The sequence below is a fragment of the Paenibacillus antibioticophila genome (assembly GCF_000455265.1).
Classification (GTDB): domain Bacteria; phylum Bacillota; class Bacilli; order Paenibacillales; family Paenibacillaceae; genus Fontibacillus; species Fontibacillus antibioticophila.
Map to the genome: position 1 here is coordinate 548,421 of NZ_HG005141.1, position 24,333 is coordinate 572,753.

Sequence of the window (24,333 nt, forward strand, 5' to 3'; positions counted from 1 at the left end):
GCAGGTGTACCTTATGGCTGTTCATTCTCTGAGAAAAAGCGATATTCAATTCCGGCTTAAGTCGCACTCTGAATATATGCAAGCCAGCTTCGCAGCGCTCGCATCCGCCGGGCTTGCCGTAATTCTCCTGGCCTCCGCTTATAGCGGCGATGGATTCAATCAACTGCTGGCCTATGCCGGCTATGCCTATTGCGGCTTTACGCTACTACAGGCATTCATATGGTATCGCATTCGTCAGGACTTGATTCGAAGCGGAAGCATTTCTCCCTATGTGAGATTACTGGGGTATCCGATGATGCTTAGCTTTGCTACAGGCAATGTCTTCGCGGCAGCGGCGGCCTTTCACCTCGTCAAGCAGAAGAAGCATACCGCATACACCTTATCTGTTTACGCCCTGCTCGCTACGCTGCTGGTCATTGCGGTTACTGCACTGAATATGCTCAAGCCGTACGTCGCCAATGGCTTCATCTTCGGAGCACTGCTCCTGCTTCTCGCGGCAGGGCTGCAGCTCATCTCGCTGCTGCTGGCTTCCCGTCTGGACGAGGGGCGATTAAACCCTTATCTGATGTGGACGATCATCGTTTTGCAATGTATTGCGGCGGTATCCGGCAATTTGTTCTCTCTTTTCGCAGGAATCCTGCTTCTTGCAAAGCTGCGGAATAAGGGCTACTCTGCCGGCTCCAGGTTCGGCGAGGTGCTGGAGCGAATATCGCATAACATGGCGGCCATGCTGGGCTTGCTCTTTGTCTCCGTGCTATTGTCGCTATCTATAACCAGCGTACTGACCTTTGATTACAGTCTGGCTATCGACAATAATTACAGCGCTATTCTGCAATCGCCATCTGCCCAATACCCGCTGGGTACAGACAATTTCGGCCGTGATTTGTATACCCGCATCGTGCTGGGCGCTCGCATTTCATTATTCGTCGGATTTCTGTCCACCGCCATTCCGCTGGTCATCGGCGGCATGCTCGGCGCCTTATCCGGATATTACGGGAAAAGGCTGGACAACTGGATTATGCGCTCTCTAGACATCCTGTACGCTATTCCAGGCATCCTGCTGGCCATTGCCATTATTGCTGCCTTCGGCGCGGGAACCATGAATCTGATTCTCGCATTAAGCGTGGGCTCCATTCCAAGCTATGCGCGAACCATGCGGGCCAATGTGCTCCAGGTGTCTACACTGGAATATGTCCAGGCGGCCAGAGCCTTCGGCTCCAGTGACTGGGTGATCCTAACCAAGCACATTCTGCCGAATGCCGCGGCTCCAATGATCGTGCAGTGTACCTTGACGATCGGCACGGCTGTCATTTCAACGAGCAGCTTAAGCTTTCTCGGTCTGGGCGTAGAACCGCACATTCCGGAATGGGGCAATATTCTAAAGCTGGGCAGCGCTTATCTGGAGACTCATTCTTTTACTGCCATCTACCCAGGCCTTGCCATCATTCTTCTTGTGCTCTCTTTCAATTTTCTGGGCGACGGGCTGCGGGATGCGCTCGACCCTAAGATTAGCCGGAACTAGCCCTATTCCATCTTAACCTTCTATATATTCTTCTATGATCGCGGGATTTTCGTTGAATGAAGAATGTAGGTTAACTATAAAAACTTGTATATCATTCAGGAGGGGAAAACCATGTCAAGTAAGCTTAAATTCGCAGCGCCACTTTTACTCAGTCTCTCTCTATTGCTCAGTGCTTGCACATTAACCACCAAAGATGACGCCGCAAGCTCGAATACCGGCAATAAGTCCGCCAATGAACCCGTAGTGTCCGTGGATACGACTCCGGTGGATATCGAACTGCTGGGAATGAGCTCATCGGAGACCGATCTGAATATCGTGCGAGATCAATTATCCAAGAACGGGTTTAACGTCAAATTAAATATTCAGCCAGACTACGGCAGCTTCAAAACCCAGCAAGACGCCGGAAATTATGATATCGCATTGTCCAGCTGGACGACCGTAACAGGAAATCCCGATTATGCCGTACGCTCCTTGTTCATCACCGGCGGTGACTACAGCATTCTCTCCAATCCGGAGATTGACGCTTTGATTAACGAGGCGTCCACCCAGACCTCGGATGAGTATCAGGCCACCTATAAAGAGTTCGAGGAGAAGCTAGTCTTTGAAAATGCCTATATTGCTCCTTTGTTCAGCTCCTTGAAATCTCAGGTCTTTAATAAAGAAGTGCTCAATCAGGATAGTGTCCGCATCTCCAAATCCCGCTCCTTGCCTTGGGAAGAGCTGGACTATAATGATACATCCAAGCGCTCCACCGAGCCGCTATTGCTGCAATCATCAACGCCAACTTTAACTTCTCTCGATCCGATCAAGGGGAATGACGGCTCCATCAATATTATCAATACCAATCAGTATGTAAGAATCGTGAATCTGACGGATGACGACAAGGTCACTTCGGAAGGCTCTCTGTCTCTTAATCATGTCATTGGGGAAGGCAACTCGGACTACTACTTTATTCTTCGTGACGATATTACCTTTGCCAAGATTCAAGATAAGAAGGTCGTTGATTCCGGTGAACGGGTAGGCGCGAATGATGTGATCTTCTCCCTGCTGCGCGCCAAGGACAAGGACTCCGTGCCTGATCACAGAACCTACACGCTGCATGAGCATATTCAGAATGTAGAGCTGGTTACGGACATTGCGGCACTGGAGAGTCAAACGGTCTCCGGCGGCAGCGGAACCGTCAAGAGTGCTCTGGAGAGTGGATTAGACGTAGGAATTACTCAACTGGTAGCTGATAAGAATGAGGCAAATCATCAAGAAGGCAAATATCAGGTGATCAAGCTGACGACTACAGAACCTTTCCCGCAAGTCCTAAACTATCTGGCGCATCAGTCGGCAGGTATCGTGTCCGAAAAACAGGTGAAAGCCATCAATACCTATGATGTGGCCGCATTCGATGTGAATAAGGACATTCCTTACGGCGATCAGAACACCGTTACCGAAGGCAATCAATATAACAACACACTGTACACAAGCGGACCTTACATTTTAGCCCATAAAAATGATTATGAAGCTACTTTCTACAAAAATCCGGGCTACATGAAGGGAACCGAGCACGAGCCGCGTATTGAGACCATTAAGGTTAAATTTATCAAGGATGCGGACAGCGCTCTGTCTGCTCTGCGAAGTGGTGAAATCCACCTCTATTACGGAGTAAGCGAGACCAAATTTGATGTTATAAAAAGCGACAGCAAGCTAACTCTTCAGACGATCCCGAGCAATGCTGTGAGTTATCTGCTGTTCAACACCAGCAACCGTCCGGTAGCGGACAGCGCAGACCTGCGCAAAGCCGTACTGTATTCCATCAATCAGGATGAGTTCCTGGCCTACTATGGCGGCAACAAGTTCAAAGCAACCTCCACACTCAGCCCGCTGGTACAGACAGGACTCGAGCTGGTTGCCGACCCGGCCAAAGTGAAGGAGCACCTGCAAGCCTATCAGGCCGGCAAGTAACTTTAGTTATTAACTATATGCTGAAAATAGACCCGAGAGGCGCCCATGGGGCGTCTCTTGAGTCTCCTGCAAATTCAGTCGGGAGGGAAGCTGCTCATGAGCACATCATCACAGCTGGAGAAGATCAGACTATCGCAATGGGACGCGCTATCGTTGGAATCATTGCTGTCTCTCGGATGGACCGAAGAACAAATTCTCAATCATATCCATGAGGGAACACTGCCGATAGATACTAGCCCGTTCAAGTTCGACTATGTGTCTTTATCAACCTGGATCAGAGCCAACGAAGCCGAATTCAAACGTGTGTTAAAAGAAGGCTATCAAATCAAGTACAATACGATTCGCGGCATCAGCAGCTGGATTAAACTGGCTTTGAAGGTTGAGGCAGAACTCGTTCTGGACCCTGGACAAGAGGCCGTTACCGCCAGATTGACACCGCAAGAGGCTGATCGGCTAGCCTCCGTCCTTTCCCTGGGCTGGACGATCATACCCGGTTCTGAAGCTTCGAATCCGATAGATCAGCAAGCCGAGAGCGATGCTCGTTCACTCTTTCGGATCGTCCTCTCTCCTCCTAAAAACACCCCCGCAGCCGGCGCTTAACGCCGACCGCGGGGGTGCTTCGTTTATTGACCCATACTCTACTGCTCTTTCTGCAGCATCAATCCTGCTTATATTGCTCCTTCAGTATGCCTGAGCCGATTCCGCCGCCCAGCATACCAATTAACGAGCCGAAATTCCAAAAGTATGAGCTCCCCTGTAATGCAATCTCCAGCGGTGTTACTTTGTTTAACAGGAGGACCCCCAGCTTGATGACCAACAAAGCAAAGCCTGCCAAGAACAGGACATCAAAGGCAAATTTCATCCTCGGATAGGCCAATTGCCTGCTTTCCTTGATCACCTTTTTTGCCAACTCTTCGTCGCTCTTTAATAGCTCATCAATCGTAACCCCAAAAAGATCGCTAATTTTAATAATGATCTCAATGCTGGGATAGTTCTGCCCATTCTCCCATTTCGAAACCGACTGCCGGCTCACAAACAGCTTCTCCGCCAGCTCCTCTTGGGACCAGCCTTTCTTGCTTCTCTCCGTTTTTAATTTTTCTGCAAAGATCATAGCAGCAACTGCCTTTCCGCAATTTATATGTCTATGATGATTAGCCGGATGCGATAAGTAAAGAACGCCGTCGTTGCACGGGCCTGCAACCTAAGGTTGCACGGCCTGAATTCCGCTAACATAGGTCCTTCAAATCTTAATAATCGAGCAGCCGTCCCTGATCATGCCATTGACCGTACATTTTGTTTTCTCTCGTGCTTGCTATGAATTTCTCCAGCCTGCTCTTGAATAATTCCGGTTGATTCTTGTAGCTTTGGATCGTATCGATCCGAATTCTTCTATAAAGCTCTGGAAATGCCCTGAAATTCTGATACATTTGCTCGTCTTCCTGTAATTTTTGCTCAATTGCCTCGTCTATCTGAAATGAGCCGGAATCCATAGCAGGAAGAACTCTTCTTCCTTCATCCGTCATGAGGCCCAGCTTTTCGAGGCGGCGGGCGCGTTCCTTGTTCAGCTCCGTCCATGAGCTTTTTTTAGTTCTAGGGGACAGTCTCTGCGCCAGCTCCGTTTCAGAAATTTTCTTCTTGACTCCATCAATCCACCCGAAGCACAAGGCTTCCTCGACGGCGTCCAAATATAACAACTTATCAGGAGCAGGCGTCATGCTCACCACAACCCAGCAACATTTGGCTGTCCTGCAATGGTCCTGCAGCCAATTCCTTAGATCCTCTCTTGACCTTGCGGGAATTAAATTTTCGATTTCCATAGCGAGCGTAGTGGTCCTTTCTTAGACGAATTAATTTTCTACATCATACCTTCTCTATAAAAGAAAATAAACGGACGCCGGTAGAATACCGACGCCAGTCTTCAGATTAGATGTTCCAATGTCATTGACCCAGGCTCTGCTGCTCTTGGCCTGATTTATTAAATTTCAGGAACAAAAAGACGCCAATCAATACCACGATAATGCCGGTCCAGAAAAACCAGATTTGAACGCCAAAACGGTCCACCACCGGCCCCGCCAAGGCGAGCCCGATCGGAGAGGATAAGAGTCCAATACTGGTTACGAAGGAGAGCACACGCCCCAGCTTCTCAGGGTCATATGATTTTTGGATCATTGCCATATACGGCCCATTGAACAGAGGCGCTGCTGCTCCCATGAAGAAGGACAAGCCGACGAACGCCGCAAACGCGCTGCTCCCGATAAGCCCGCACAACACGCAGGTTACTCCGATAACAAACAAGCTTATACTCATATAGGTGGAGTCCCGCCATTTAGAAGCAAGCACGGACAACAACCCGCCCCCAAGAATCATTCCAGCACCGAATACCGCCTCAATCAAGCTCGCGCTGTAGCCGCCCCGGCCAAAATGGGACAGCGTCATCAAGGGAAACAGCATGGAGAGCGGCATGAACGCCACGCTAAAGACGGCCATGGCAATCGTAATGATGACAATCGGCTTAGCCGATATAAAGGTCTTCCAGCCAAGAACAAATTCCTTACCGAACGAAGGGGTCTCCACGACCTCCGGCTTTGGCTGATCAATGCGAACCATCAACAGCATGGCGTTCGCGATCAGTGCCCCCAGAACATCCAGAAGCAGAACGGTTCCCAGGGAAGTTGCCGAGTATACTGCAATCCCGAGCGCAGGCCCGAGTATGCCTGAGGCGGAGAATACGAGCTGATGCCAGCCCGCCACCCGGGTTAATTGTTCCTCCGGCGCCATCAACGGGATGGCAGCCTGGAACGAAGGCGCATGAAAGGCAGAAGCTGCCGAGCGGATCAGCAATACCGCATACACTACCCATAAGCTGGGCTCTCCCCATAAGTAAAAGAGTCCCAGTACCAGACTGGATACCGCAATCACGGTGTCCGCAATCATCATGGTCAGCTTGCGATTCCAGCGGTCAAGCCAGACGCCGATGAACGGACCTAACACCGCCTGCGGCAGGAATCCGGCCAGCCCGGCAATCATTAATACCGAAGCGGAGCCCGTAGCCTCCGTTAAATGCCAAATCACCGAAAATTGAACCATCGCAGACGTTAAAATCGAGAAAATCTGCCCGCTGAAGATCAGGGCGAACGTCCTCTTCCATTGCTTATGCATAAGTGAAATCTCCTCATCTTTTTCTGGTAATAAAAATACAGACCCAAGCCCCCGATATGGACTTGAGTCTGCATCATTTACATGCCGGAACAGAGCCTAACCATGCATAGCAATACCCGCACGGACTACCCCCATGTTCTCTCACACGTAAAAATAAGCAACTCAAAAAAGCCCAACTCCGTAGAAAATTGTCTTCTTCTCGCTGATTATCTTAAACGCATGGAGTGTGTCATGGTATGCAGCCCTCCTCATAATAGATAGCCGTATATTATCATTCAGAGATATCGCTGTCAATTGCCTTCGCCTAAAGAAGCCTTCATTTATAACACTCCATTCTCCTGCTCCTGTATCACCTGTTCAATCCCTAGCAGAATCAGCTTCAAGCCAAACTCAAACGCCGCATCCGTCCCCATCAGCTCGTAGATTCCCTTCGAGAACATTCTCCGGAATAATCCCGCATCCGCCTCGCCCATAGCGTCCAGCAAGCGAATCATCCCCTCACCCGGAAGCGCCTCTTCTCCGTGCTCCTTAACGATCATGGCAACATTGCGCTCATGCTGATACTTGTCCAGTACGAAATAGAAGACATAGTTCACAAGCGTGGTCACCACTTGCAGCTTCTGCTCTTGTTCAAGCGGAGTCGACTCCACGCAGAGCAGCAGTCGGTTGGTAAACCGGATAATATCCGGCTCGTGGGGGAGCGTCATCATCATAAGCTGTGTGGAGCAAGGGTAACGGCTGAGCACATTTTTTACGGTTACTGCAAGCTCCGCCAGTTGCTCCTTCCAGCCGCCTTCAGCGTGGAACTCCTCCAGAATTATTTTGGATGCTTGATTAGCCAAGCGCTGGTAAAGATCCTGCTTGCTCTGGAAGTACCAGTACAGTGAGGGCGCCTGGATTCCAAGCCGGTCCGCCAGTCGCCTCAGGCTAAATTTCTCAAGGCCTTCCTCGCCCAGAAGCTCCCATGAGGCCTCCAGAATCTTATCTTCCGATATTTGAGGTTGCTGCTTTTTCATGGTATCCACCTTTTATCATTTATCTAACAGTGTAAGTTTGTTGTTTACAGGTCTATAGAATCATGATATCATCTAACACTGTAAGATTCAATCTAACACCGTTAGATTACAAATTAGAGAAAGAAGGGATTCCTGTGGATGCAGAAAACCTCCATTACTTTGAAAAAGCACCGATAGCCAAAGCCGTATCTCATTTCGCTGTCCCCATGATGCTGGGCACGTCAATGAGTGTGATCTATTCCATCTTGAACGCCTATTTTCTTGGCACACTCAACAATACAGCCGTGTTAACCGCGCTGGCATTAACCTTGCCGTTATTCGCGATCATTATGGCCCTGGGCAATTTGATTGGGATAGGCAGCGGTACATTCATTTCCCGGTTGCTGGGGGAGAAAAATTATGAGGAGGTCAAGCATGTGTCTTCCTTTGCCTTCTATAGCAGCCTCGTTCTTGGTCTTATCGTTATGGCGGTCGGCCTCCCCTTAATTGATGCGATCGTCCATGGGCTGGGCGCTACGCCTGATTCCTTCGGATTCACGAAAGACTATGTCACCGTGATGCTTATCGGATCGCCGTTTGTTGTATTGTTCTTTACGATGGAGAATATCGTTCGCTCAGAAGGGGCCGCCATGATATCCATGGCCGGTATGATGCTCAGTGTGCTCGTGAATATCATTCTCGATGCATTAGTCATTTACGTCTTCCATGGGGGCGTGATTGGCGTGGCCTCGGCTACGGTCATTTCCAATATCCTTGCGAGTGTGTTCTTCGCCTGCCATATCGGCTATAAGAGCAAGTTCTTAACGGTATCTGCAAAATGGTTCAAGGCAAACAAGACTATTCTGAGCAATGTGTTCAAAATCGGGGTTCCTGTCTTTGTCATGAGTGTCTTCTTGGGCGCCATGTCTCTCATCTTAAATCACTATCTTATCGAATACGGTGATCAGGCTACTGCGGCTTACGGGATCTCGTCCCGTTTATTGCAGTTTCCCGAATTTATACTGATGGGCTTATGCGAGGGGATTGTACCGCTGATTGCGTTCTCCTTTACAGCGAATAAACTGCGTTTGAAACAGACGATTAGCTTTACAATTAAAGCTATTTTGGTATTAGCCGTATCGTTCGGGGTCATCGTCTATTTCGTCTCCGACCATTTGATTGGATTGTTTACAACCGACCCGCAGTTGATTGAGATGGGCAGTTACATTCTTCATGTCACCTTCTTGTCCTTGTTCATTACGGGAATGACTACATTGTTCATAGGAATATTCCAGGCCACCGCTCAAGGAACTGCGGCATTCGTTATGTCCGTCATTCAAGGGATTACCTTGATCCCGGTGCTGTATATAGCGAATCGAATCAGCGGCTTCCATGGGGTTGTGTGGTCGCTTGTCATTGCCGATGCCGTCGCGTTCCTTGTTGGAGCCGTCATGCTGTATGCGCTGCGAAAAAAATTGCAACCTGACTTGGAGCTGCTGGCTCAATAAAGACAGCAACTCCAAGTCTTATACTAGCGTCCTTCCTCCAAGGCAAAATCAACAGCGGCCTCCGCGTGAAGCCGGGTTGTATCGTAGAGAGGAACCGCACAGAGCTCTTGGGAGACGAGCATGGTTATCTCGGTGCACCCCAGTATTACACCCTCGGCTCCCTGCTGGCTGAGCTCGTTAATGATCCGCAGGTAGGACTGTCTTGATTCATCCTTAACGATGCCAAGGCAGAGCTCCTGATAAATGATGTCATGGATGATCACTCGGTCTGCTTCGCTTGGGACTATAACATCCAGTCCGAACTTATCGATAAGCCGGCCTTTGTAGAAATCTTGTTCCATTGTAAAAGCTGTGCCCAGCAGAGCGACCTTCTTTACTCCATCCTTAACCATCTCTCCAGCTGTTGCATCTGCAATATGAAGAAGCGGAATTGCAACCGACTCCTCCACTTCCTTTGCCATCTTGTGCATCGTATTGGTGCAGACGACGATGCAATCAGCCCCGCCGGATTCCAGCTTGCGTGCAGCATCAATCATGATGTCTGTAGCTTCATCCCACTTCCCCTGATATTGGAGATGCTTGATCTCATCAAAATCCACCGAATACAGGTAGCATTTTGCGGAATGATGCCCGCCTAGCTTCTCATTTACGCGCTGGTTAATGATTTGGTAGTAAAGCAGTGATGACTCCCAGCTCATTCCGCCAATTAGGCCGATTGTTTTCATGAGGCACATCCTTTCAGGGGGAAATTAAGTTCTTCTCAAAACGGATCCTGCCCCCTATCTCTGAACGGCAGGATTTTCTGAAAATATATCTAATTTTTTAATTATACCACTAATTTAAGGAGGAACTGCATGAACAAGCGACACGAGGTCTTGTTTGAACAACTTCGCACCTACCGAGGCGAGCTGCTGAGTATGGTAGAGGGGTTATCGGAAGCAGAGGCGGAGAAAATTCCCGAAGGGTTCAACAATAATATCCGATGGAACCTGGGACATGTGTGCCTGGATCAATACTTATGGATTCAGGTTCTTACGAAGGAGGAGCCTCCGATTCCCTCGAGCTTTAACGAGTGGTTTGGATACGGAACCCATCCATCTCATTTTACGGAGGAGACCCCCTCACTCCATAAGCTGATCGAAATTTTAAAGGAACAGCCGAAGGTGATCCAAGAGCGATACCAGGATCGGTTGGAAGAAGAATTCGCTCCCACAGAGATGGGGATGCATACCCTTGAGCAGGTATTCATTCGCACCATTTTCCATGAAGGACTGCATATGGGAGCGATTCAAGCGTTAAAAAGACGGATCAAGCTCGATGCGGTATAGCTTAGGTAAACGGAGGCTCCCATAGCTTCTTTTTCCACCCGAGCGAGTTGCCGGTCACCTGCAAATGGTCATCCAGGATGATATCCATGCCGAAAGGAAGCTTCTCGCCATGCCGAAAACGGACATCCCGCAGTTCTACCTTGTAACCGGTCTGAAGCTTCTGGCATGAAACATGCACGCGATGCGCAAAGGCAAGGAAGCTGCGAACTCCGTCACTGCCCATGACCGCTTGAACGACATCGTTCTGCTCTCCCTTTTGGAATAGGGTTTCTTCCTTAAGCAGGGAGCCGCGGATCGAACCGGCGATATAAGTCTGATCAGTTTCGTAAACATAGCCCCATCTGTGGGGCAGCCACCCGGGAATCAAGAAGGAATACCCGCCGACGCCATAATGCCTTCGAATCGCTAGCAGCATCAGACGGTGAACAAGAATACGGTACCCGATAAAGAGAAAGGTTAGAACGTATACCAGAGGGAATACCGCCTGTGCCTCCATGACTCCGAGCAGCCATAACAACAAAGCTACTAAATGAAGTCCGAACATGACCGGATCAAAAATCGGGATGGTGTCGGCATGGAACCATTTCCTTGAGATCGGCCGAAAGCATTGTACACCATACGCATTGAAGAAATCGAGAAAGACATGAAACACAACCCCCGCCATGGTCCAGAGAAACAGCAGGAGCATATGATCCCAGGCCTGAAAGAGATACGCAATCAAGGGAGTAAGTAAAACCGGCCAACCAACCAGCATGGGCAAGGAATGGCTGAACCCCCGATGATGCAATAAATAGGACTCATAACCTCGTATACGAATGACACTATCGAAATCAGGAGCATTCGAGCCGATGATCGCCGCCGCAAATAAGCCGTAAACCGCGGACGATGGGTCTCCGATTACTGGATCGGATACGGCCATGGCCAATCCGCCTAATGTCACACCGAGAAGAAGATGGCTTCCTGTATCCATAACAATCACCTCATTATTTAATTTTGGCTCATGATCGTCTATTCAGCCTATTGTTAATGGAACATCAGGTGCTATAGAAGGACGTCCCAGGGACAGATAGTGCAAGCCATATCTTTTACAGTTCTCGGTCATTACCGCGACGTCTAACATATTCCTGGCATCCAAAATATAAGGCGATCTCATTACCTGCCTCAATCTGCCCCAATCCAAGCGGTTAAACTGATCCCAATCGGTTACAATGACCACGCAATCGCTCCCGTCAGCCGCCTCATACATGTCTGTGTCCACATCAACCTGCCGATCCGGCAAGCCAGCGACAACCGGGTCATATGCCCTGATGCGCGCGCCCGCTTCTTGCAGCATCGAACAAATCCCAAGCGCAGGAGCTTCCCGCGTATCATCAGTATTCGGCTTAAAGGCCAACCCGTAGATCGTAATCTGCTTATCCCCCAAAGTTCCGAGGACGCCTTCCAGCCTTCTGCGAATGACCTGGACACGTTGCCTGTTGATCGCCTCGGTTGCTCTAAGCAGCTCCATATCCAGGTGCTCTTTAGCCGCTAACGCCATGAGCGCACGAAGATCCTTGGGGAAGCAAGAGCCGCCATACCCTGCCCCTGCGCGCAGAAACTCGGAACCGATCCGACGGTCAAGGCCCATTCCTTCCGCAACCGCATTGATCGAAATCCCCAGTGCATCACATAAGTCCGACATCATGTTGGCATAAGATATTTTCATCGCTAAAAACGCATTGGATGCGCATTTGATTAACTCCGCTTCTCTTAATCCGCATTTGATGACGGGCGATTGAATGGCCGCGTAGATCTCTTCCAGCCGATGATGGGCTTCCGGACGGGAAGCGCCAAAAACGAGGCGATCCGGAGCAAGAAAATCCCGGACAGCAGAGCCCTGCCGTAGAAATTCAGGATTATGAGCAACGGCAATGGATGTGGAGTTAGAAAATTGTTGGTGCAGAAAGGCTTCGATTTGTTCACAGGTTCCTGCGGGAACCGTACTTTTAATAATCAAGAGTGTGTCTCCATGCAGCATCGGGGCAATCGAACGTACGACCGACCACAAGGCGGAAAGATCGACTTCGCCAGAATCGGATGAAGGAGTGCCTAGGGTCAAAAAGACAGCGTCGCTTACAGGCACGGATGCAGAGACATCTGTCGAGTAATCCAGCCGTCCCTGAAGCTCCACGTCACGGATCATAGACTCAAGCCCCAGTTCCCAGAGCGGCATGAGACCGGATTTTAACAGCTTGATTTTCTCTTCATTCACATCCACACATACCACTCGATGTCCAAGATAAGCCAAGGATGCTCCCGTAACCAACCCGACGTACCCCGTGCCGATGACTGTAATTCTCAAGCGGATTCACCCTCCTCCCGCAGCTGCCCGTTTCTTGTTGCTTCCGGATTTTGCTCTGTTTTTACAATCTGCTGGCAGCGGGTGTATATTGGCCCCATGGCTTTTTCCCAAGTACGGGCTTGCGCTTGTTCCCTTGCCTCCGTACCGAACCTTTGCCATTTGTCCGGTTCGTCGAACCAGTCAGACAGTGCTGCAAGAAAGCTCTCTACATTTCCCGCTTGAGCGTGCAAGCCGGTTCTTTCATGCTGAACAATCTCGGTTACGCCTCCTCTGTCGGCTACTATAGCAGGGAGACCGGAGGCGGCCGCCTCCAACACAACGTTGCCGAAGGTTTCTGAAGCGGAGGGAAAGACGAATACATCAGAGGATGCATACAAAGCAGCAAGCTCTTCCCCGCTCCGATAGCCGGTAAAGGTGACATTCTGTGGAGCCTCCCTGCGACCTTGCTCCATCATCGGGCCATCGCCGACGACAAGCCAATGCACTTGACTGTTTATGCGCTCCGGCAACCGATGCATTAATTGAAGCAGTACATCCAGGTCTTTCTCCGGAGCCAGTCGGCCAACGTATAGCAGAAGATATTGCTCCTTGATGCCGTAAAGCTCGCGAACAAGGCCGGAACGCTTGGCGGGGGTGAACTTGTTGCAGTCAGTCCCCCGCGACCACAGCTCTAGATTACTTAATCCATTGGATTGCAATAGTTGAATCGTCTCCTGTGAAGGGGCGAAAATAGCGCGGCAATGCCGATGGAACCATTTCATATAGGACCAATACCAGGAATGCGCGAACGGAAACCAGTAAGACTCGAGATACTGATCGAAATGGGTGTGATACGAGGCAACGATGGGGATTTGGAGCTTTTGAGCGGCAGACATACCGGCGAGGCCTACGCTAAATGGGGTGGCAACATGAACAATATCTGGTTTGAATAGAGAAAGCTCCTGGCGGATACGCAGCAAATTTGGAATAGCGAATCGATACCCCGGATAAGCCCAAAACGGGATGCTAGCCAGCTGGAACACCAGATCCTCATAGACCGGCTCCGGTTCCGTCGGAACGAACAGCTTGCATTCATCCCCCCGGGCGGACAGGTACTCGGTCCAACGCTTCAGGGTTAGTGCGACGCCATTGACCTGAGGGACAAACGTGTCTGAAAAAACAGCTATCCTCATTTAGCCACTCCCTTTCTCAATACCTATCCCCAAAGTAACACGCCATCATAATCGCTGATTCATCGCAAAGTAATCTCTGTGAAAACTTGGGGGAGGATTTTTCAATGATTTGTCCACTGTTTAAATATATCTTTGATTTTAGGAGGAGTTTGCGTGAATAAAAGACATGAGGTCTTGTTTGAACAACTGCATACTTACTGATGCTCTCATGAAACTGTTGACACATTGAGGCTACGGATCATCCTCCCTATCCTCACTTCAATATTCTTTATATTATTTCCCCTTCATTAATTCAAAAACTCACCTCACACCCTATACGCCTTACTTTTTGTACTACTTTAATGTGAATAGAACTAACGATACACAAGATTTATAACGATAACTTATTTTAGCTTTCGAAGAGATTCCAAATAAAAAAACTGCTCAATGAATTACATTGTCGCCAATCCCGGATTGGAGGCTTTTTTGTGTTTTCATGATGTATTTCGTGGATTGAAGATCAGGATTTAAAGGTGTCTACATCACCTTGTAAAAGCATTTAGCACTTGGATATATCCTAAATGAGCAAAATTTCTAATATGCATATACCCTCTGTTCTAATATAGAAGAACTAGTGTGATGGAACAATCTGTAAATAAAGAAGCGTTGCAATATAATAAGAACTAGAGTTCTTACTATATTTGGTTGTAAATTCTCTGTTCACCACCTCTTTACTAATAAAGGGATAATTTCTCAAAAAAAGGAGGGGTTATTATTTCCGATATAGATTGCGTTTCAGCTCGTTTCATCAAATACATGGCGAGTTTGATTCATTACAACTCCATTAACTATGACAAGAAGAGGCAAGCTTTGGCCAAGCGATATCCCCTAGTTCTAAATGACGATGAAAGATTGGATTCAGTTAAAATATCCTGTTATGATCCAGCGCTCGTACCTTCTGATTTAAAAGACCACATAACCGACAGGTTACTTTTCCTAGCCTATACAGCATTATCAGAAAAACAACAAACGATATTATCCCTTTTTTATGTACAAAATTTGAACGATAAGGAAATTTCAATAATCATGGGCGGATCACAACAAAATATATCCAAACATAGATTGAAAGCGATTTCAAAATTGCGTGAAGTGTTGCAGAAGAGTGAGGAGGAGAGGATACGTGGAACAAACGGAATGGATGGGACTAATAGCTAATTTAGGGTTTCCAATTGCTATCACGACGTATTTACTTCTTCGGTTTGAGAAGAAAATTATTGATCTTTCTGAAGCAATTAATGGGTTAAAGGACGAGATTCAAAAGAAAACAAAGTAGAGAGGGGAATAGTTTATGATTTCGGACTTACTACAAAAAGCAAAAGAGATAGATGGTCAATCTGCTGCTTTAGAAATAATCGAAACGTTCTCACCAAAAATAAATGCTTCTCTACGTCAAGTTCCCTATGAGTATCGGGAAGATCTAAAACAAGAGCTGTATGTATCTATGTTAGAGGTTATACAACGATTTGAATAAAAGAGGACTCTCTTAAAAGATTTCAAAAGAGGTTGTAAAATCAGCTTTCAATACCTCTTTAGATTACAGATAACACGTTAGAGTGCTATCAAAAAAAATGAGAGGGAGTAGGTAACTATGGCATTTAATAATGAGTATGCAAAGCTTGTAAGAATCAAAACTGACAATCTGAGTGACAGAGGGTTCAAAACAAAAATAAAGTTACCAAGCAGTGCAACCTTACCAAGAAAGTGGGACTATATTAATTTCTATGTAGGCATTAATGGTTATGAATGTGGTATTTCAACTGCAAATCGTGATGAGTTTAAGGTTAATGGCGTGCGAAAATGGCGCATTTTTGCAAATGGAGAAGGTACGCCACACTATGGGAACAAATATAATGATGGTGACATCGTCACACTTTCAATTGAATTAAACGCTCAAAATAAGGTTGTATATAAGGTTAATGATGTGGTTATGAGAGCTTTCAACGATAAAGTCACTGAGGTTGTTAACTCGGCACGATTAGTATTTGCTTCTAATCAAGATACCGGATATAAACCACCACTACAACCATGGACTGTTCTACATGACCAGGTGAGAGCTTTTGAAATGAAATATAAAAACAGCTCAAATAATTGGGTTGCCTTTACCATGGGGAACAAAGTAATGACAGAAGAGTGGCCTTTAAATATAGCCACACCTGACGGTAAAAAGTATATTGTAGATAAGACATGGATCGGTAACGCTGAAGTATATGGGGCTTTGAAAAACTTCTAAATAAAATAAAAAATTCAAAAAAAGGTCTCCCGAATAGCGTCGGGAGACCTTTTTTGGTGCTAATATATAGAAATAACTTGAATTAAAAGGAATAATGAGGTCAAATATCAAATATATGAAATAGAACTGTTTATTGATTAAGGTCTGATCCTATTAATGAACGCGACTCCCCATCATTTACAGTACGGATCTTCCAGTGCATATATGTAACAAGTGTTCTAATGCAACATTACATCATTGTTCTCGTATATAGTATGGGTGAGAAAAATACGTTGTAAAGGAATGAACTAAAATGAAAAAGCTTCTGGCAGGAATTTTCACTGTTTTGATTTTCTCCATTACTCCATTACCTACACAGGCGGCAGACATACAAATAAAAGTGGATGGTGTTACGATTCCCTCCGATGTGAAGCCCGAAATGAAGAACAATCGAACCATGGTCCCGCTGCGAGTGATCAGTGAGAATTTGGGGGCCAGGGTCAACTGGTCCGATTCACAAATCGTGCTCACTAAAGGGGATGTAAAGGTAAGCTTGCGGCTGAATAGCACTACAGCAATGAAAAATGGGAACAGCGTGCCGCTTGATGCCAAGCCTTATCTAAAGCATAATCGCACGATGGTTCCACTTCGTTTTATTGCAGAGATGTTTGAGTCCAATGTCAGCTACAGCAACTTTGTCGTAACTGTCGAGACAAAGCCCCTGGTCATTGATGGAGTAGAAGTAGAAGCCTTTCAAGAAGAACACCATATGATACTGGGCGGCATTGTAAATCAAATCCATGGGCATGGCTATCATGAAGCAATATATAATATTTTCGTGGAAAACAAAGGAGAGGTGGTCGAAGAACCTTCTAATTACTCCTGGAATAGTAGTCACCTCTCACCTGGCGACTACTATAAAAGTGGGCAATATGACTTTTTAGACCAAGAAGGGAATAGCATAAAACGTTTTGACATTTATACTTTAGTTCGATCAATGGATGATGTGGATCAGGATCCCGAGGTTTTTATTTATGAAGCGAATGTAAACCAATGGTATATGTTTAACTACAAAGCAAGTCGAGATATTAGCCAGCTCAGCGACACCGCCGCAATGAACGGCTTCCTGACAGAGATCAGCAATGACGTTCCGTAAAGGGCACAACTGCTTAAATTGAAGTCAACGTCAAACAATGATAAGGGGCTTTCCCAAAGGTTAATTACCTGGAGGGGGCCCTTTTTGATTGCTGAGGGTTAGCTCAAAAAATGGATTTGGCGAGATCCTTCACTTGAGCGGAGTTGGTTGATTAGGGCGTGTCTGAAACTCTTAATAGGGACACAGTCTACCGTAGTGAATTTATTTCCATTACATTCGCCATTTGACGCTCAAACCCCATTTTAGTGAAAAATCTTCGCTTACATTTCCAATAATGATCGATTTTCCTGCTTCATCCCAATCTAAGGTCAAAAATTTCACTAGAGGTGCTCAAGGCCGATTTTTCTGAAATTTAATGTCCTTTTGTTCACTGCAGCTACCTATACACTCGGCGTGGATCACGGTCAGGTAAAGACCGGATTTTCTCACCAATTCGCACCAAAGAAACGCAGTCAACGTCAAAAACCAAGGAACGAAGTCAGAATAGACCGCTTCAGTTCCTTGGTTTTTTTAATTATTATGCTACTTTACTGTTGATCAGCCAACCACTTGGTCCCTTCCTCTTGGGCCTTCTTCATTGCTTCGGCTGCACTTAGCTCACCTAACATCACACGCTCCACATTCTCTGACAGAATGTAACGCGGTTGACCGGAGCGGTATGGATAACGCGGTGTCCACAGCTGGCTCATGGACTGCAGGATAATATCCATCTGTCCAATCTCCTTCACAGAAGACCAGTTCTCGGCTGCCTTGATCACCGGCATACTCTGTGAACGCTGTTCATCCCACATATATTGCTGGAAGAACTCGCTGCCGCTGAATTTCAGCCATTCCCAGGCCAGGTCCTTATTACTGCTGGATGCTCCGATCGAGAAAGGACTTCCGGCGAACATGCCGCCCATTCCTGTTGTCTGATTCTTAAATAGTAAAGCTGCCTGGTAGCGGTCCTCGAGCCCGAGGTTGGCCAGCGAATTGATGAAACCCGGAGTTTGACGCAAGTTGATCGCAATGTTGTTCTTCTCCGTCAAGAAATTTTCGGCGCCTTGTCCAGCCATGGTTCCCTCTGGGGCATACTTGAGCGCTTCTTTCAGCATATCGGTTGCTTGCACCATGGTCTCGCTGTCGAATTCCAGCTTCATATCCTTCCACAGGAACCCGGTGCCCCACTGTCCGCCCAGGGATTCATTAATATTCATGACCGTATCGGCTGCGTCCCCGCCCTTGAAGGTCAGACCGTAGTTCTGTTCACCCGTCTTGGGGTTTTTACCTGTCATCTTGGAGGCCTTCTCCAAAACCTCCTCAATCGTCGGAGATTCGGACAGGTATTCTACACCCCAATCATCGAACAGCTGACGGTCGTATACAATGACCCGCGAATCACCGATAAAAGGCAGGCCATAGACCTGCAGGTCCTGATCACTCGGTCCCATGGCCTTCCAGCCCTCTACCTGTCCGTTCAGGTAAATGCCCAGATCAAAGCTGTCTTTATCGATATAGGGCTGCAACGGCTCAAGCAAGCCTTGTTCTACGAACGTCGTAATCCCCGGCACTTGATATACATCGGCCGCCCCGGATTGAAGCATCGTTTGTGTCTTCTCGTTATAGTTATCCCAGCCCATAAGAATGAATTCGACCTCGGTGTCAGGATACTGCTTCTCGAACTCATCCTTCAGTACCTTTACGCCCTTAGAGGTTTGGCCGGAGACGGGATCGGTCTTGTCTTCCAGCGAGAAGTCGCCTACAAGCTGCACCTTCAATTTTCCGGTCGGCTTATCATTCGTCTCCACTGCTGCATTACTGGTGCTTTCCGTTGGTGCCGGCTGGTTGTTGCTCTTCGCCGCCCCGTTAGAATTACCGTTTGTTCCGCATGCGCTTAGAATCATAGTGGACGCCAGCAGCGTTCCTATCAACTTCAAGGTCAATTTATTAAACATGATTAGCTCTCCCAACTCCATTATATTTTTTAAAATAGCCGCTTACCTGCTTACCAGTCCCGCCTCTTTAAGTACCCCGCAACCTCCGGCTATCACTCTCCCTTCAAGCCGCTGAGGGCAATACTGCGAATAATGTATTTTTGTAAAAATAGAAAAACTAGGATGATCGGCAGAATGCTCATTGCCGCTGTAGCCATCGTTACCCCCATCAATCGGGTGCCATTCTCTGAAGAGAAGCTGGACAGAAATAACGGTACGGTCTTCATATCCTGATCGTTAATGACAACGAGCGGCCACAGGAAGGAATTCCAGCTGTCCTGGAAGGCCAGGATGGCCAGTGTCGCTGTAATAGGCCCCGTCAGAGGAGCAAAGATACGGAAGAAGATCGTGAACTCATTGGCCCCATCAATCTTGGCTGACTCGCGCAGTCCTTCGGGAAGACGATCAAAATACTGCTTCACCAGCACAATGCCAAGCGCATTAATGATCGCCGGAAAGATCAGCGGATATTTGGTATTAATCATTCCGAGGTCATTGAACATACTGAACATCGGAATCAGTCTGGCCTCGAAAGGAATCATCATAGTAGCCAGAACTGCAAAGAATAAGAGCTTCTTCCCCCGAAATTCCCCTTTGGAGAAGGCATACCCGGCCAGCAGCGCAGAAGACACGCTAAGCAGGACACTGAATAGTGCAATGATTGACGAATTGGCATAGGTCTTGAACAGAGCCCCATTCTCGAATACCAGCTTATAGTTGAATAGAGAGAAATCCTCAGGGATCAGCCGCGGCGGAAATGGAACAGCTATATTGCTGGTCCTCTCCAGGCTGACGCTGATCATCCAGAGGAAGGGATACAGCATCAGCACACCCAATCCAAGCAGAAGGAGGAACAACGCGGTGTTAAGCAATTTCCCTTTTCCTGTTGCACTCAACATCTTACAAGTCCTCCCTTATATTTTCATCTTCGTGACTTTGGTATTGACATACGTGAGAATCAGAATAAAGAGGAACAGAATATAGGACGCCGCAGAGGCCAGACCATATTCGTGGCCACCGAACCCACGCTCGAAGATGAAGCCGACAACCGTATGCAAGGACCGCGCCGGACTTCCCTGTAGACCGCCGAGCATATAAGCATCGGTGAACCGCTGCAAGCCGCCAATCCAGCCAATGATGAACAAGACCGTCAGACTTCCGACCATATTCGGCAGGGTGATGTACAGCCACTGCTTGAAGCCTGATGCCCCGTCTATGGAAGCCGCTTCGTAGTAGTCGCTTGATATCGCCTGCAGATTGGCCAGGTTAATAATGATGACGAAGCCCAGCCAATGCCAGACCGAGAGAATAATCGCCCCCCACTTCGCAGAAGTCGGCTGTGATAACCATACGACCTTCTCAAAGCCCAACAATTGCGCCACGTAGTTGAGCGGTCCATCCGGATGAAGAAGCGCCAGAAAGACAGTGGCAGCTGCAACAATAGAAGTGACGTTGGGCAGGTAGAACAGCACCTTAAAGAAGTTAGAGCCACGGCGTAAATTGTTGATCAGGCAAGCAATGATGAACCCGATCGGAATGGCAATCAGAAGCTGGAAGACCGTAATGTAGAGCGTGTTGTACACCGAATACCAGAAGGTGCCGGACTCCAGTACGCTCATGTAATTCTCCAGCCCAACGTACCGCTCGTCAGCCCCCTTGGTGAAGCTAAGCCGCAGCGACTCCGCCAGCGGGTAGATCATGAACACCGCAATACCAAGCAAGGTGGGCAGAAGAAACAGATACCAGGCAAGCACAGGCTGCCTCCGGATCCTTTTATTGCGTTTACGCAGCAGGCTTTGATCCAAGGCGCCTAGCGTTGTAGCTTTTGACATGTGGTTGGACAAGGGAACCATCCTCCTTGCTGTTCATTTCGAAAATTAATCATCTTAGAGATTGTTCAAAAAGTTAACGCTAACCCGCTTCAACATCGGACTGCAATTCCGAGTATCTGTATTTGGGATCGAGAGCGGACAAACGAATTTCCCGCCACTTCTCTGATTTCCAGCGCCGTAGCATGAGACAGGCTCTAATCCATTCATCTATAATAAAGGCCAGCCAAATGCCGTATATCCCATAACCCCATACGATTCCGAACAAGTACGCCGCAGGAACGCTTACTCCCCACATCATGATAAGGCCCAGCATGACAGGATATTTCACTTCACCGCTAGCATTCAGCGAAGCGATCATAATGACATTGCAGGCGCGGGCGGACTCCAGCAGGACGGACAGCAGGATCAGATTGGAGGACATGTTAATAACATGGCTGTCAGCTGTAAACAAACCCAGCAGCGGCTTGGACAACAGATACAGGAGCAGATTGACAGAGCAGCTGATGAGAAGCCCTATTCTAAGATGTCGAAGCCCGACGGTTTTGGCCGACCCCGGTTTTCCCGCTCCAATCAGATGGCCAATGATGATCGAGGTCGCTTGACCGATAGAGACCGATATCAGAAAGATATATCCGGTAAGCGTCTGTGTGTATATCTTGGTGTTGATGGCCGTAGTCCCAAGGAGCGTCACGATCATCATAATGACTACCTGAGAAGCAGAATAGGAGAGATTCTCCCCGGCAGAGGGAATGCCTAGCTTGAAGATTTCTCTCACATCAGCAAGCCGGAACAAGAGCCCCTTAACACGGAATAAGGCTTGACCCATCGCACGAATCAACAGCACCACCGCCAACGCCACGCCAAGCAGCTTGCTTCCAAAGGTCACCCACGCCACACCCTCGACCCCATAGGAAGGCAGGCCGAAGGGTTCGAATAGCACCAGATAATTGCCCAGCGTATTGAGAGAAACCATCGTGAAGGATAGCAAGAGCATCCGTTTGACCATGCCATTCATGCGCAGGGTCATTTCCGCAGTCATAATAAAGGCCGTGGCAATAGAGGCTAGTCCTGTAACCGATAGATACACCGTACCGTACTGCATTAACTCCTTCGGCAAAGAGATGGCATGAAGAATCGGTTCAGGGAACGAAAACAATACGATGCTGGCTATACCTCCGAGCAGCAAATTCGCTATAATGGCCGTCCGGGCAACAACGGCCGCCTCAGCCCGCTTCCCCGAGCCGTTTAATTGACTCATAATGATTCCGGCCCCTACGGTAGCGAATCCAAACAGCAAATTGACGGTTGTGAGCAATTGCGAGACCGTCCCTACCGCGGCAACGGCAAGATCAGAATATTGGCTAAGCATCAAAGTATCGATGGTGAGGATGACCGTCTGCACGAGCTGGCTCAGAAACAACGGTCCGGCCAAACCCAGCAGGGTCAGAGGGGCAGGGTTGCTTAGCCCTGGCTGCTGCATTTCGCCCTCTCTCTTGCAGTTATTCTTCATGCTGCTGCTCATTTGCAAAATAAACCGCATTGGTGCAGGCTATGGTGGTCAGGATTCCGTTGATGGTGCCGAACAGCCGGACACGCAGCCAGCGCAGTCCTGCGGTTGTCAGGGGAATCGGCAACCCGTCGTACTCGATCGCCGGTACTTTTGCCAGCTCCCCCAGATTCGAATCGATGATGATCAGGCTGCCCCCCTCCGCTCCCCAAGGACGCTCTGGCCGGGGTGAGCCTGTAATCTTCACGGTCAGCTCGGCTTCAGGATGAGCCTCCCTGACAGGCAAAGGAACCACGCTCCCAAGACCGTACTGATCGGCTCCCAGGTTGAGACTGACCTCCAGAAGCGGCCCCATGCTCAGGCAAAGCCTTCCCTGCCGGATTGCCGCAATAAGATCGGTTAATGAATGTGGCAAGGGTGCATCAGGCAGGCCGATATACGTGTAAGCGGCCAGAGGGTCGGCCGGATCCGATCTATGCCAATCCCGGCCGGCTGTAGCGGATATCCGGTACCCTTGGTTTAGCAGCTCGGTCCATTGTCTGAAGGCCGGCACATTATGATTCTTCATGGAAGGCATCGTCTCATGCCATACCTCCATATAGTCAATCTGATTCCAGTCGCTTACGGTATAATCCCAATGACAGCCTGTACAGATCGGACTGCCGAAGCTGTAGGGATGGGCAATGCCCACGATGCCCCCCTGCTCATGGACGCGGGCGATGCCCTTATGAATATCGTCCGGGCCAAGATCTCTCCACTCGCAATAAGGAGCGCCAAGGGTCAGCATATGTCCGTAGAAGGTCGTCCATTCCATGCCGGGAATAATGGCAATGCCTGTCTGTCTGCTGACGGCTTCGGCATCCGCCAGTCCCGATACGGTGTTGTGGTCTGTAAGAGCGATGCCTTCAAGCCCAAGCTCTGCGGCTACCCGGCACATCTCTAGCAGGGAATGCGTCCCGTCGCTATGGGGCGTATGGGTATGAAGCTCGAATGGAAGCCATCTCATTGATCCGTCCCCCTTACCAACAATTCGTAGCGGCAATCGGGTGTAACCACACAATGCACGCTGATGGTTACCTTCCACACTCCGGAAGGAACGTCCCCGGCGATGAATCCGGGAGAGGTCTTGCTGCCATCGGGGCAGATCATATGCCGCTGCTCCGGAGCATGCCGGTGCGCTGAACCGCGAAAGCCCGAGGGGCTGTCCAGAGACAGGGTCAGCAAATTTTGCAAGGGATAATAATTCTCCCACTGCTTCTTATACAGCTCCGCCCATGCCGGATCGGCGAAGTTCTCGATAGCTTCTAAAATAAGCGGCTTGGATGCCTCTCTGTCTAAAAATTGCTTGGGCGCATACCTGAAGTCGATCTCCAGTGATGACAAGGCATGCTCCAAATGAAACTGGTAAGTAATATGGGTTTTGGAGCTAAGCGGAGTAAGCTTCCCCTCCACCGCGATAATGTCTTTGGGCATGGGTCTGTACCTCTTTCTCGCTGTATTCATCGATATGGTATCGATACCTGAACAACACTAGCATAATCATTGCTTGTTAAATAAACTCCTGATTTTTAGTCGATTTATGTTAAATCTAGCCGCTTGATAGGTTCGGGATGAACAGACAGAAAAAGCAGGCCCGTCA

General features: G+C 48.4%; 24 protein-coding genes. 10 read left to right on the forward strand and 14 right to left on the reverse strand.

Annotated elements, in window-relative coordinates:
• The first annotated feature begins 13 nt into the window (after positions 1–13).
• The 3 genes from TX85_RS19495 (at position 14) to TX85_RS19505 (ending at position 4,075) form a co-directional block, all read left to right on the forward strand.
• Positions 14–1,522 (forward strand): ABC transporter permease, encoded by a 1,509-nt coding sequence (locus TX85_RS19495; protein ID WP_044481419.1) that lies wholly within the window; start codon positions 14–16, stop codon positions 1,520–1,522.
• Positions 1,523–1,633: 111 nt separating this feature from the next.
• The gene (locus tag TX85_RS19500) at positions 1,634–3,475 is read left to right on the forward strand and encodes an ABC transporter substrate-binding protein (protein WP_044481421.1); all 1,842 of its coding nucleotides are present in this window, start codon (positions 1,634–1,636) and stop codon (positions 3,473–3,475) included.
• Between the two features lie 96 nt (positions 3,476–3,571).
• Entirely contained in the window at positions 3,572–4,075 is a 504-nt protein-coding gene (locus TX85_RS19505; RefSeq protein ID WP_071784225.1) for a hypothetical protein, read from the forward strand.
• A gap of 58 nt (positions 4,076–4,133) precedes the next feature.
• Here TX85_RS19505 and TX85_RS19510 read toward each other — a convergent pair whose 3' ends face one another.
• The 4 genes from TX85_RS19510 to TX85_RS19525 form a co-directional block, all read right to left on the reverse strand.
• Positions 4,134–4,586 (reverse strand): helix-turn-helix domain-containing protein, encoded by a 453-nt coding sequence (locus TX85_RS19510; protein WP_044481422.1) that lies wholly within the window; start codon positions 4,584–4,586, stop codon positions 4,134–4,136.
• A gap of 136 nt (positions 4,587–4,722) precedes the next feature.
• The gene (locus tag TX85_RS19515) at positions 4,723–5,292 is read right to left on the reverse strand and encodes a YdeI/OmpD-associated family protein (protein WP_044481423.1); all 570 of its coding nucleotides are present in this window, start codon (positions 5,290–5,292) and stop codon (positions 4,723–4,725) included.
• Between the two features lie 121 nt (positions 5,293–5,413).
• Positions 5,414–6,634 carry an MFS transporter gene (locus TX85_RS19520; RefSeq protein WP_044481424.1) on the reverse strand — a complete coding sequence of 407 codons (1,221 nt, stop codon included), beginning with the start codon at positions 6,632–6,634 and terminating at the stop codon, positions 5,414–5,416.
• A gap of 320 nt (positions 6,635–6,954) precedes the next feature.
• Entirely contained in the window at positions 6,955–7,650 is a 696-nt protein-coding gene (locus TX85_RS19525; protein ID WP_044481425.1) for a TetR/AcrR family transcriptional regulator, read from the reverse strand.
• A 134-nt stretch (positions 7,651–7,784) separates the two neighbouring features.
• On the opposite strand from TX85_RS19525, the gene TX85_RS19530 reads away from it, so the two are divergent.
• Positions 7,785–9,137: an MATE family efflux transporter gene (locus TX85_RS19530; protein ID WP_044481427.1), complete on the forward strand. Its 1,353-nt coding sequence runs from the start codon at positions 7,785–7,787 to the stop codon at positions 9,135–9,137.
• Between the two features lie 23 nt (positions 9,138–9,160).
• Here TX85_RS19530 and TX85_RS19535 read toward each other — a convergent pair whose 3' ends face one another.
• Positions 9,161–9,862: an aspartate/glutamate racemase family protein gene (locus tag TX85_RS19535; protein ID WP_044481428.1), complete on the reverse strand. Its 702-nt coding sequence runs from the start codon at positions 9,860–9,862 to the stop codon at positions 9,161–9,163.
• A gap of 129 nt (positions 9,863–9,991) precedes the next feature.
• Between TX85_RS19535 and TX85_RS19540 the strand changes: the two genes are divergently transcribed.
• Positions 9,992–10,465 carry a DinB family protein gene (locus tag TX85_RS19540; RefSeq protein WP_044481429.1) on the forward strand — a complete coding sequence of 158 codons (474 nt, stop codon included), beginning with the start codon at positions 9,992–9,994 and terminating at the stop codon, positions 10,463–10,465.
• 1 nt (position 10,466) lies between these two features.
• Here TX85_RS19540 and TX85_RS19545 read toward each other — a convergent pair whose 3' ends face one another.
• The 3 genes from TX85_RS19545 to TX85_RS19555 are packed head-to-tail and all read right to left on the reverse strand — an operon-like array spanning position 10,467 to position 13,978.
• A complete protein-coding gene (locus TX85_RS19545; protein WP_044481430.1) occupies positions 10,467–11,435 on the reverse strand; it encodes a metal-dependent hydrolase in 969 nt (322 codons plus the stop codon).
• A 42-nt stretch (positions 11,436–11,477) separates the two neighbouring features.
• The gene (locus tag TX85_RS19550) at positions 11,478–12,806 is read right to left on the reverse strand and encodes a UDP-glucose dehydrogenase family protein (RefSeq protein WP_044481431.1); all 1,329 of its coding nucleotides are present in this window, start codon (positions 12,804–12,806) and stop codon (positions 11,478–11,480) included.
• Entirely contained in the window at positions 12,803–13,978 is a 1,176-nt protein-coding gene (locus TX85_RS19555; protein ID WP_071784226.1) for a glycosyltransferase family 4 protein, read from the reverse strand. The genes TX85_RS19550 and TX85_RS19555 overlap by 4 nt, the downstream gene beginning before the upstream one ends.
• 786 nt (positions 13,979–14,764) lie before the next feature.
• On the opposite strand from TX85_RS19555, the gene TX85_RS26020 reads away from it, so the two are divergent.
• The 5 genes from TX85_RS26020 (at position 14,765) to TX85_RS19570 (ending at position 17,382) form a co-directional block, all read left to right on the forward strand.
• Positions 14,765–15,172 (forward strand): sigma factor-like helix-turn-helix DNA-binding protein, encoded by a 408-nt coding sequence (locus TX85_RS26020; RefSeq protein WP_262362704.1) that lies wholly within the window; start codon positions 14,765–14,767, stop codon positions 15,170–15,172.
• Entirely contained in the window at positions 15,156–15,290 is a 135-nt protein-coding gene (locus TX85_RS26025) for a YvrJ family protein (protein ID WP_101781193.1), read from the forward strand. The genes TX85_RS26020 and TX85_RS26025 overlap by 17 nt, the downstream gene beginning before the upstream one ends.
• 15 nt (positions 15,291–15,305) lie before the next feature.
• Positions 15,306–15,488: a helix-turn-helix domain-containing protein gene (locus tag TX85_RS19560; protein ID WP_044481432.1), complete on the forward strand. Its 183-nt coding sequence runs from the start codon at positions 15,306–15,308 to the stop codon at positions 15,486–15,488.
• Positions 15,489–15,605: 117 nt separating this feature from the next.
• Positions 15,606–16,247, forward strand: coding sequence for a hypothetical protein (locus TX85_RS25480; RefSeq protein ID WP_049895087.1), 642 nt, complete (start codon positions 15,606–15,608; stop codon positions 16,245–16,247).
• Between the two features lie 292 nt (positions 16,248–16,539).
• Complete coding sequence (locus TX85_RS19570; RefSeq protein ID WP_044481433.1) at positions 16,540–17,382, forward strand: copper amine oxidase N-terminal domain-containing protein; 843 nt, start codon at positions 16,540–16,542, stop codon at positions 17,380–17,382.
• Positions 17,383–17,909: 527 nt separating this feature from the next.
• Here TX85_RS19570 and TX85_RS19575 read toward each other — a convergent pair.
• From TX85_RS19575 to TX85_RS19600, 6 genes are all read right to left on the reverse strand, one after another.
• Positions 17,910–19,316, reverse strand: coding sequence for an extracellular solute-binding protein (locus tag TX85_RS19575; RefSeq protein WP_044481434.1), 1,407 nt, complete (start codon positions 19,314–19,316; stop codon positions 17,910–17,912).
• A gap of 92 nt (positions 19,317–19,408) precedes the next feature.
• On the reverse strand, positions 19,409–20,254 hold the full coding sequence (locus TX85_RS19580) for a carbohydrate ABC transporter permease (RefSeq protein ID WP_044481435.1): 846 nt from the start codon (positions 20,252–20,254) through the stop codon (positions 19,409–19,411).
• A 15-nt stretch (positions 20,255–20,269) separates the two neighbouring features.
• A complete protein-coding gene (locus TX85_RS19585) occupies positions 20,270–21,187 on the reverse strand; it encodes a carbohydrate ABC transporter permease (RefSeq protein WP_044481684.1) in 918 nt (305 codons plus the stop codon).
• 79 nt (positions 21,188–21,266) lie between these two features.
• Positions 21,267–22,697: an MATE family efflux transporter gene (locus TX85_RS19590; protein WP_233500803.1), complete on the reverse strand. Its 1,431-nt coding sequence runs from the start codon at positions 22,695–22,697 to the stop codon at positions 21,267–21,269.
• Complete coding sequence (locus TX85_RS19595) at positions 22,687–23,700, reverse strand: CehA/McbA family metallohydrolase (RefSeq protein WP_044481438.1); 1,014 nt, start codon at positions 23,698–23,700, stop codon at positions 22,687–22,689. Before TX85_RS19595 ends, TX85_RS19590 begins: the two co-directional genes overlap by 11 nt.
• Positions 23,697–24,167: a hypothetical protein gene (locus tag TX85_RS19600; protein ID WP_044481440.1), complete on the reverse strand. Its 471-nt coding sequence runs from the start codon at positions 24,165–24,167 to the stop codon at positions 23,697–23,699. The genes TX85_RS19595 and TX85_RS19600 overlap by 4 nt, the downstream gene beginning before the upstream one ends.
• Positions 24,168–24,333: the final 166 nt, after the last annotated feature.

Excerpts from the sequence above, each read along its gene's own strand:
- TX85_RS19495 (WP_044481419.1), top strand. The coding sequence starts at position 14 with ATGGCTGTTCATTCTCTGAGAAAAAGCGATATTCAATTCCGGCTTAAG.
- TX85_RS19500 (WP_044481421.1), top strand. The coding sequence starts at position 1,634 with ATGTCAAGTAAGCTTAAATTCGCAGCGCCACTTTTACTCAGTCTCTCT.
- TX85_RS19505 (WP_071784225.1), top strand. The coding sequence starts at position 3,572 with ATGAGCACATCATCACAGCTGGAGAAGATCAGACTATCGCAATGGGAC.
- TX85_RS19510 (WP_044481422.1), bottom strand. The coding sequence starts at position 4,586 with ATGATCTTTGCAGAAAAATTAAAAACGGAGAGAAGCAAGAAAGGCTGG.
- TX85_RS19515 (WP_044481423.1), bottom strand. The coding sequence starts at position 5,292 with ATGGAAATCGAAAATTTAATTCCCGCAAGGTCAAGAGAGGATCTAAGG.
- TX85_RS19520 (WP_044481424.1), bottom strand. The coding sequence starts at position 6,634 with ATGCATAAGCAATGGAAGAGGACGTTCGCCCTGATCTTCAGCGGGCAG.
- TX85_RS19525 (WP_044481425.1), bottom strand. The coding sequence starts at position 7,650 with ATGAAAAAGCAGCAACCTCAAATATCGGAAGATAAGATTCTGGAGGCC.
- TX85_RS19535 (WP_044481428.1), bottom strand. The coding sequence starts at position 9,862 with ATGAAAACAATCGGCCTAATTGGCGGAATGAGCTGGGAGTCATCACTG.
- TX85_RS19540 (WP_044481429.1), top strand. The coding sequence starts at position 9,992 with ATGAACAAGCGACACGAGGTCTTGTTTGAACAACTTCGCACCTACCGA.
- TX85_RS19545 (WP_044481430.1), bottom strand. The coding sequence starts at position 11,435 with ATGGATACAGGAAGCCATCTTCTTCTCGGTGTGACATTAGGCGGATTG.
- TX85_RS19555 (WP_071784226.1), bottom strand. The coding sequence starts at position 13,978 with ATGAGGATAGCTGTTTTTTCAGACACGTTTGTCCCTCAGGTCAATGGC.
- TX85_RS26025 (WP_101781193.1), top strand. The coding sequence starts at position 15,156 with ATGGGACTAATAGCTAATTTAGGGTTTCCAATTGCTATCACGACGTAT.
- TX85_RS19560 (WP_044481432.1), top strand. The coding sequence starts at position 15,306 with ATGATTTCGGACTTACTACAAAAAGCAAAAGAGATAGATGGTCAATCT.
- TX85_RS25480 (WP_049895087.1), top strand. The coding sequence starts at position 15,606 with ATGGCATTTAATAATGAGTATGCAAAGCTTGTAAGAATCAAAACTGAC.
- TX85_RS19570 (WP_044481433.1), top strand. The coding sequence starts at position 16,540 with ATGAAAAAGCTTCTGGCAGGAATTTTCACTGTTTTGATTTTCTCCATT.
- TX85_RS19575 (WP_044481434.1), bottom strand. The coding sequence starts at position 19,316 with ATGTTTAATAAATTGACCTTGAAGTTGATAGGAACGCTGCTGGCGTCC.
- TX85_RS19580 (WP_044481435.1), bottom strand. The coding sequence starts at position 20,254 with ATGTTGAGTGCAACAGGAAAAGGGAAATTGCTTAACACCGCGTTGTTC.
- TX85_RS19585 (WP_044481684.1), bottom strand. The coding sequence starts at position 21,187 with ATGTCAAAAGCTACAACGCTAGGCGCCTTGGATCAAAGCCTGCTGCGT.
- TX85_RS19590 (WP_233500803.1), bottom strand. The coding sequence starts at position 22,697 with ATGAAGAATAACTGCAAGAGAGAGGGCGAAATGCAGCAGCCAGGGCTA.
- TX85_RS19595 (WP_044481438.1), bottom strand. The coding sequence starts at position 23,700 with ATGAGATGGCTTCCATTCGAGCTTCATACCCATACGCCCCATAGCGAC.
- TX85_RS19600 (WP_044481440.1), bottom strand. The coding sequence starts at position 24,167 with ATGCCCAAAGACATTATCGCGGTGGAGGGGAAGCTTACTCCGCTTAGC.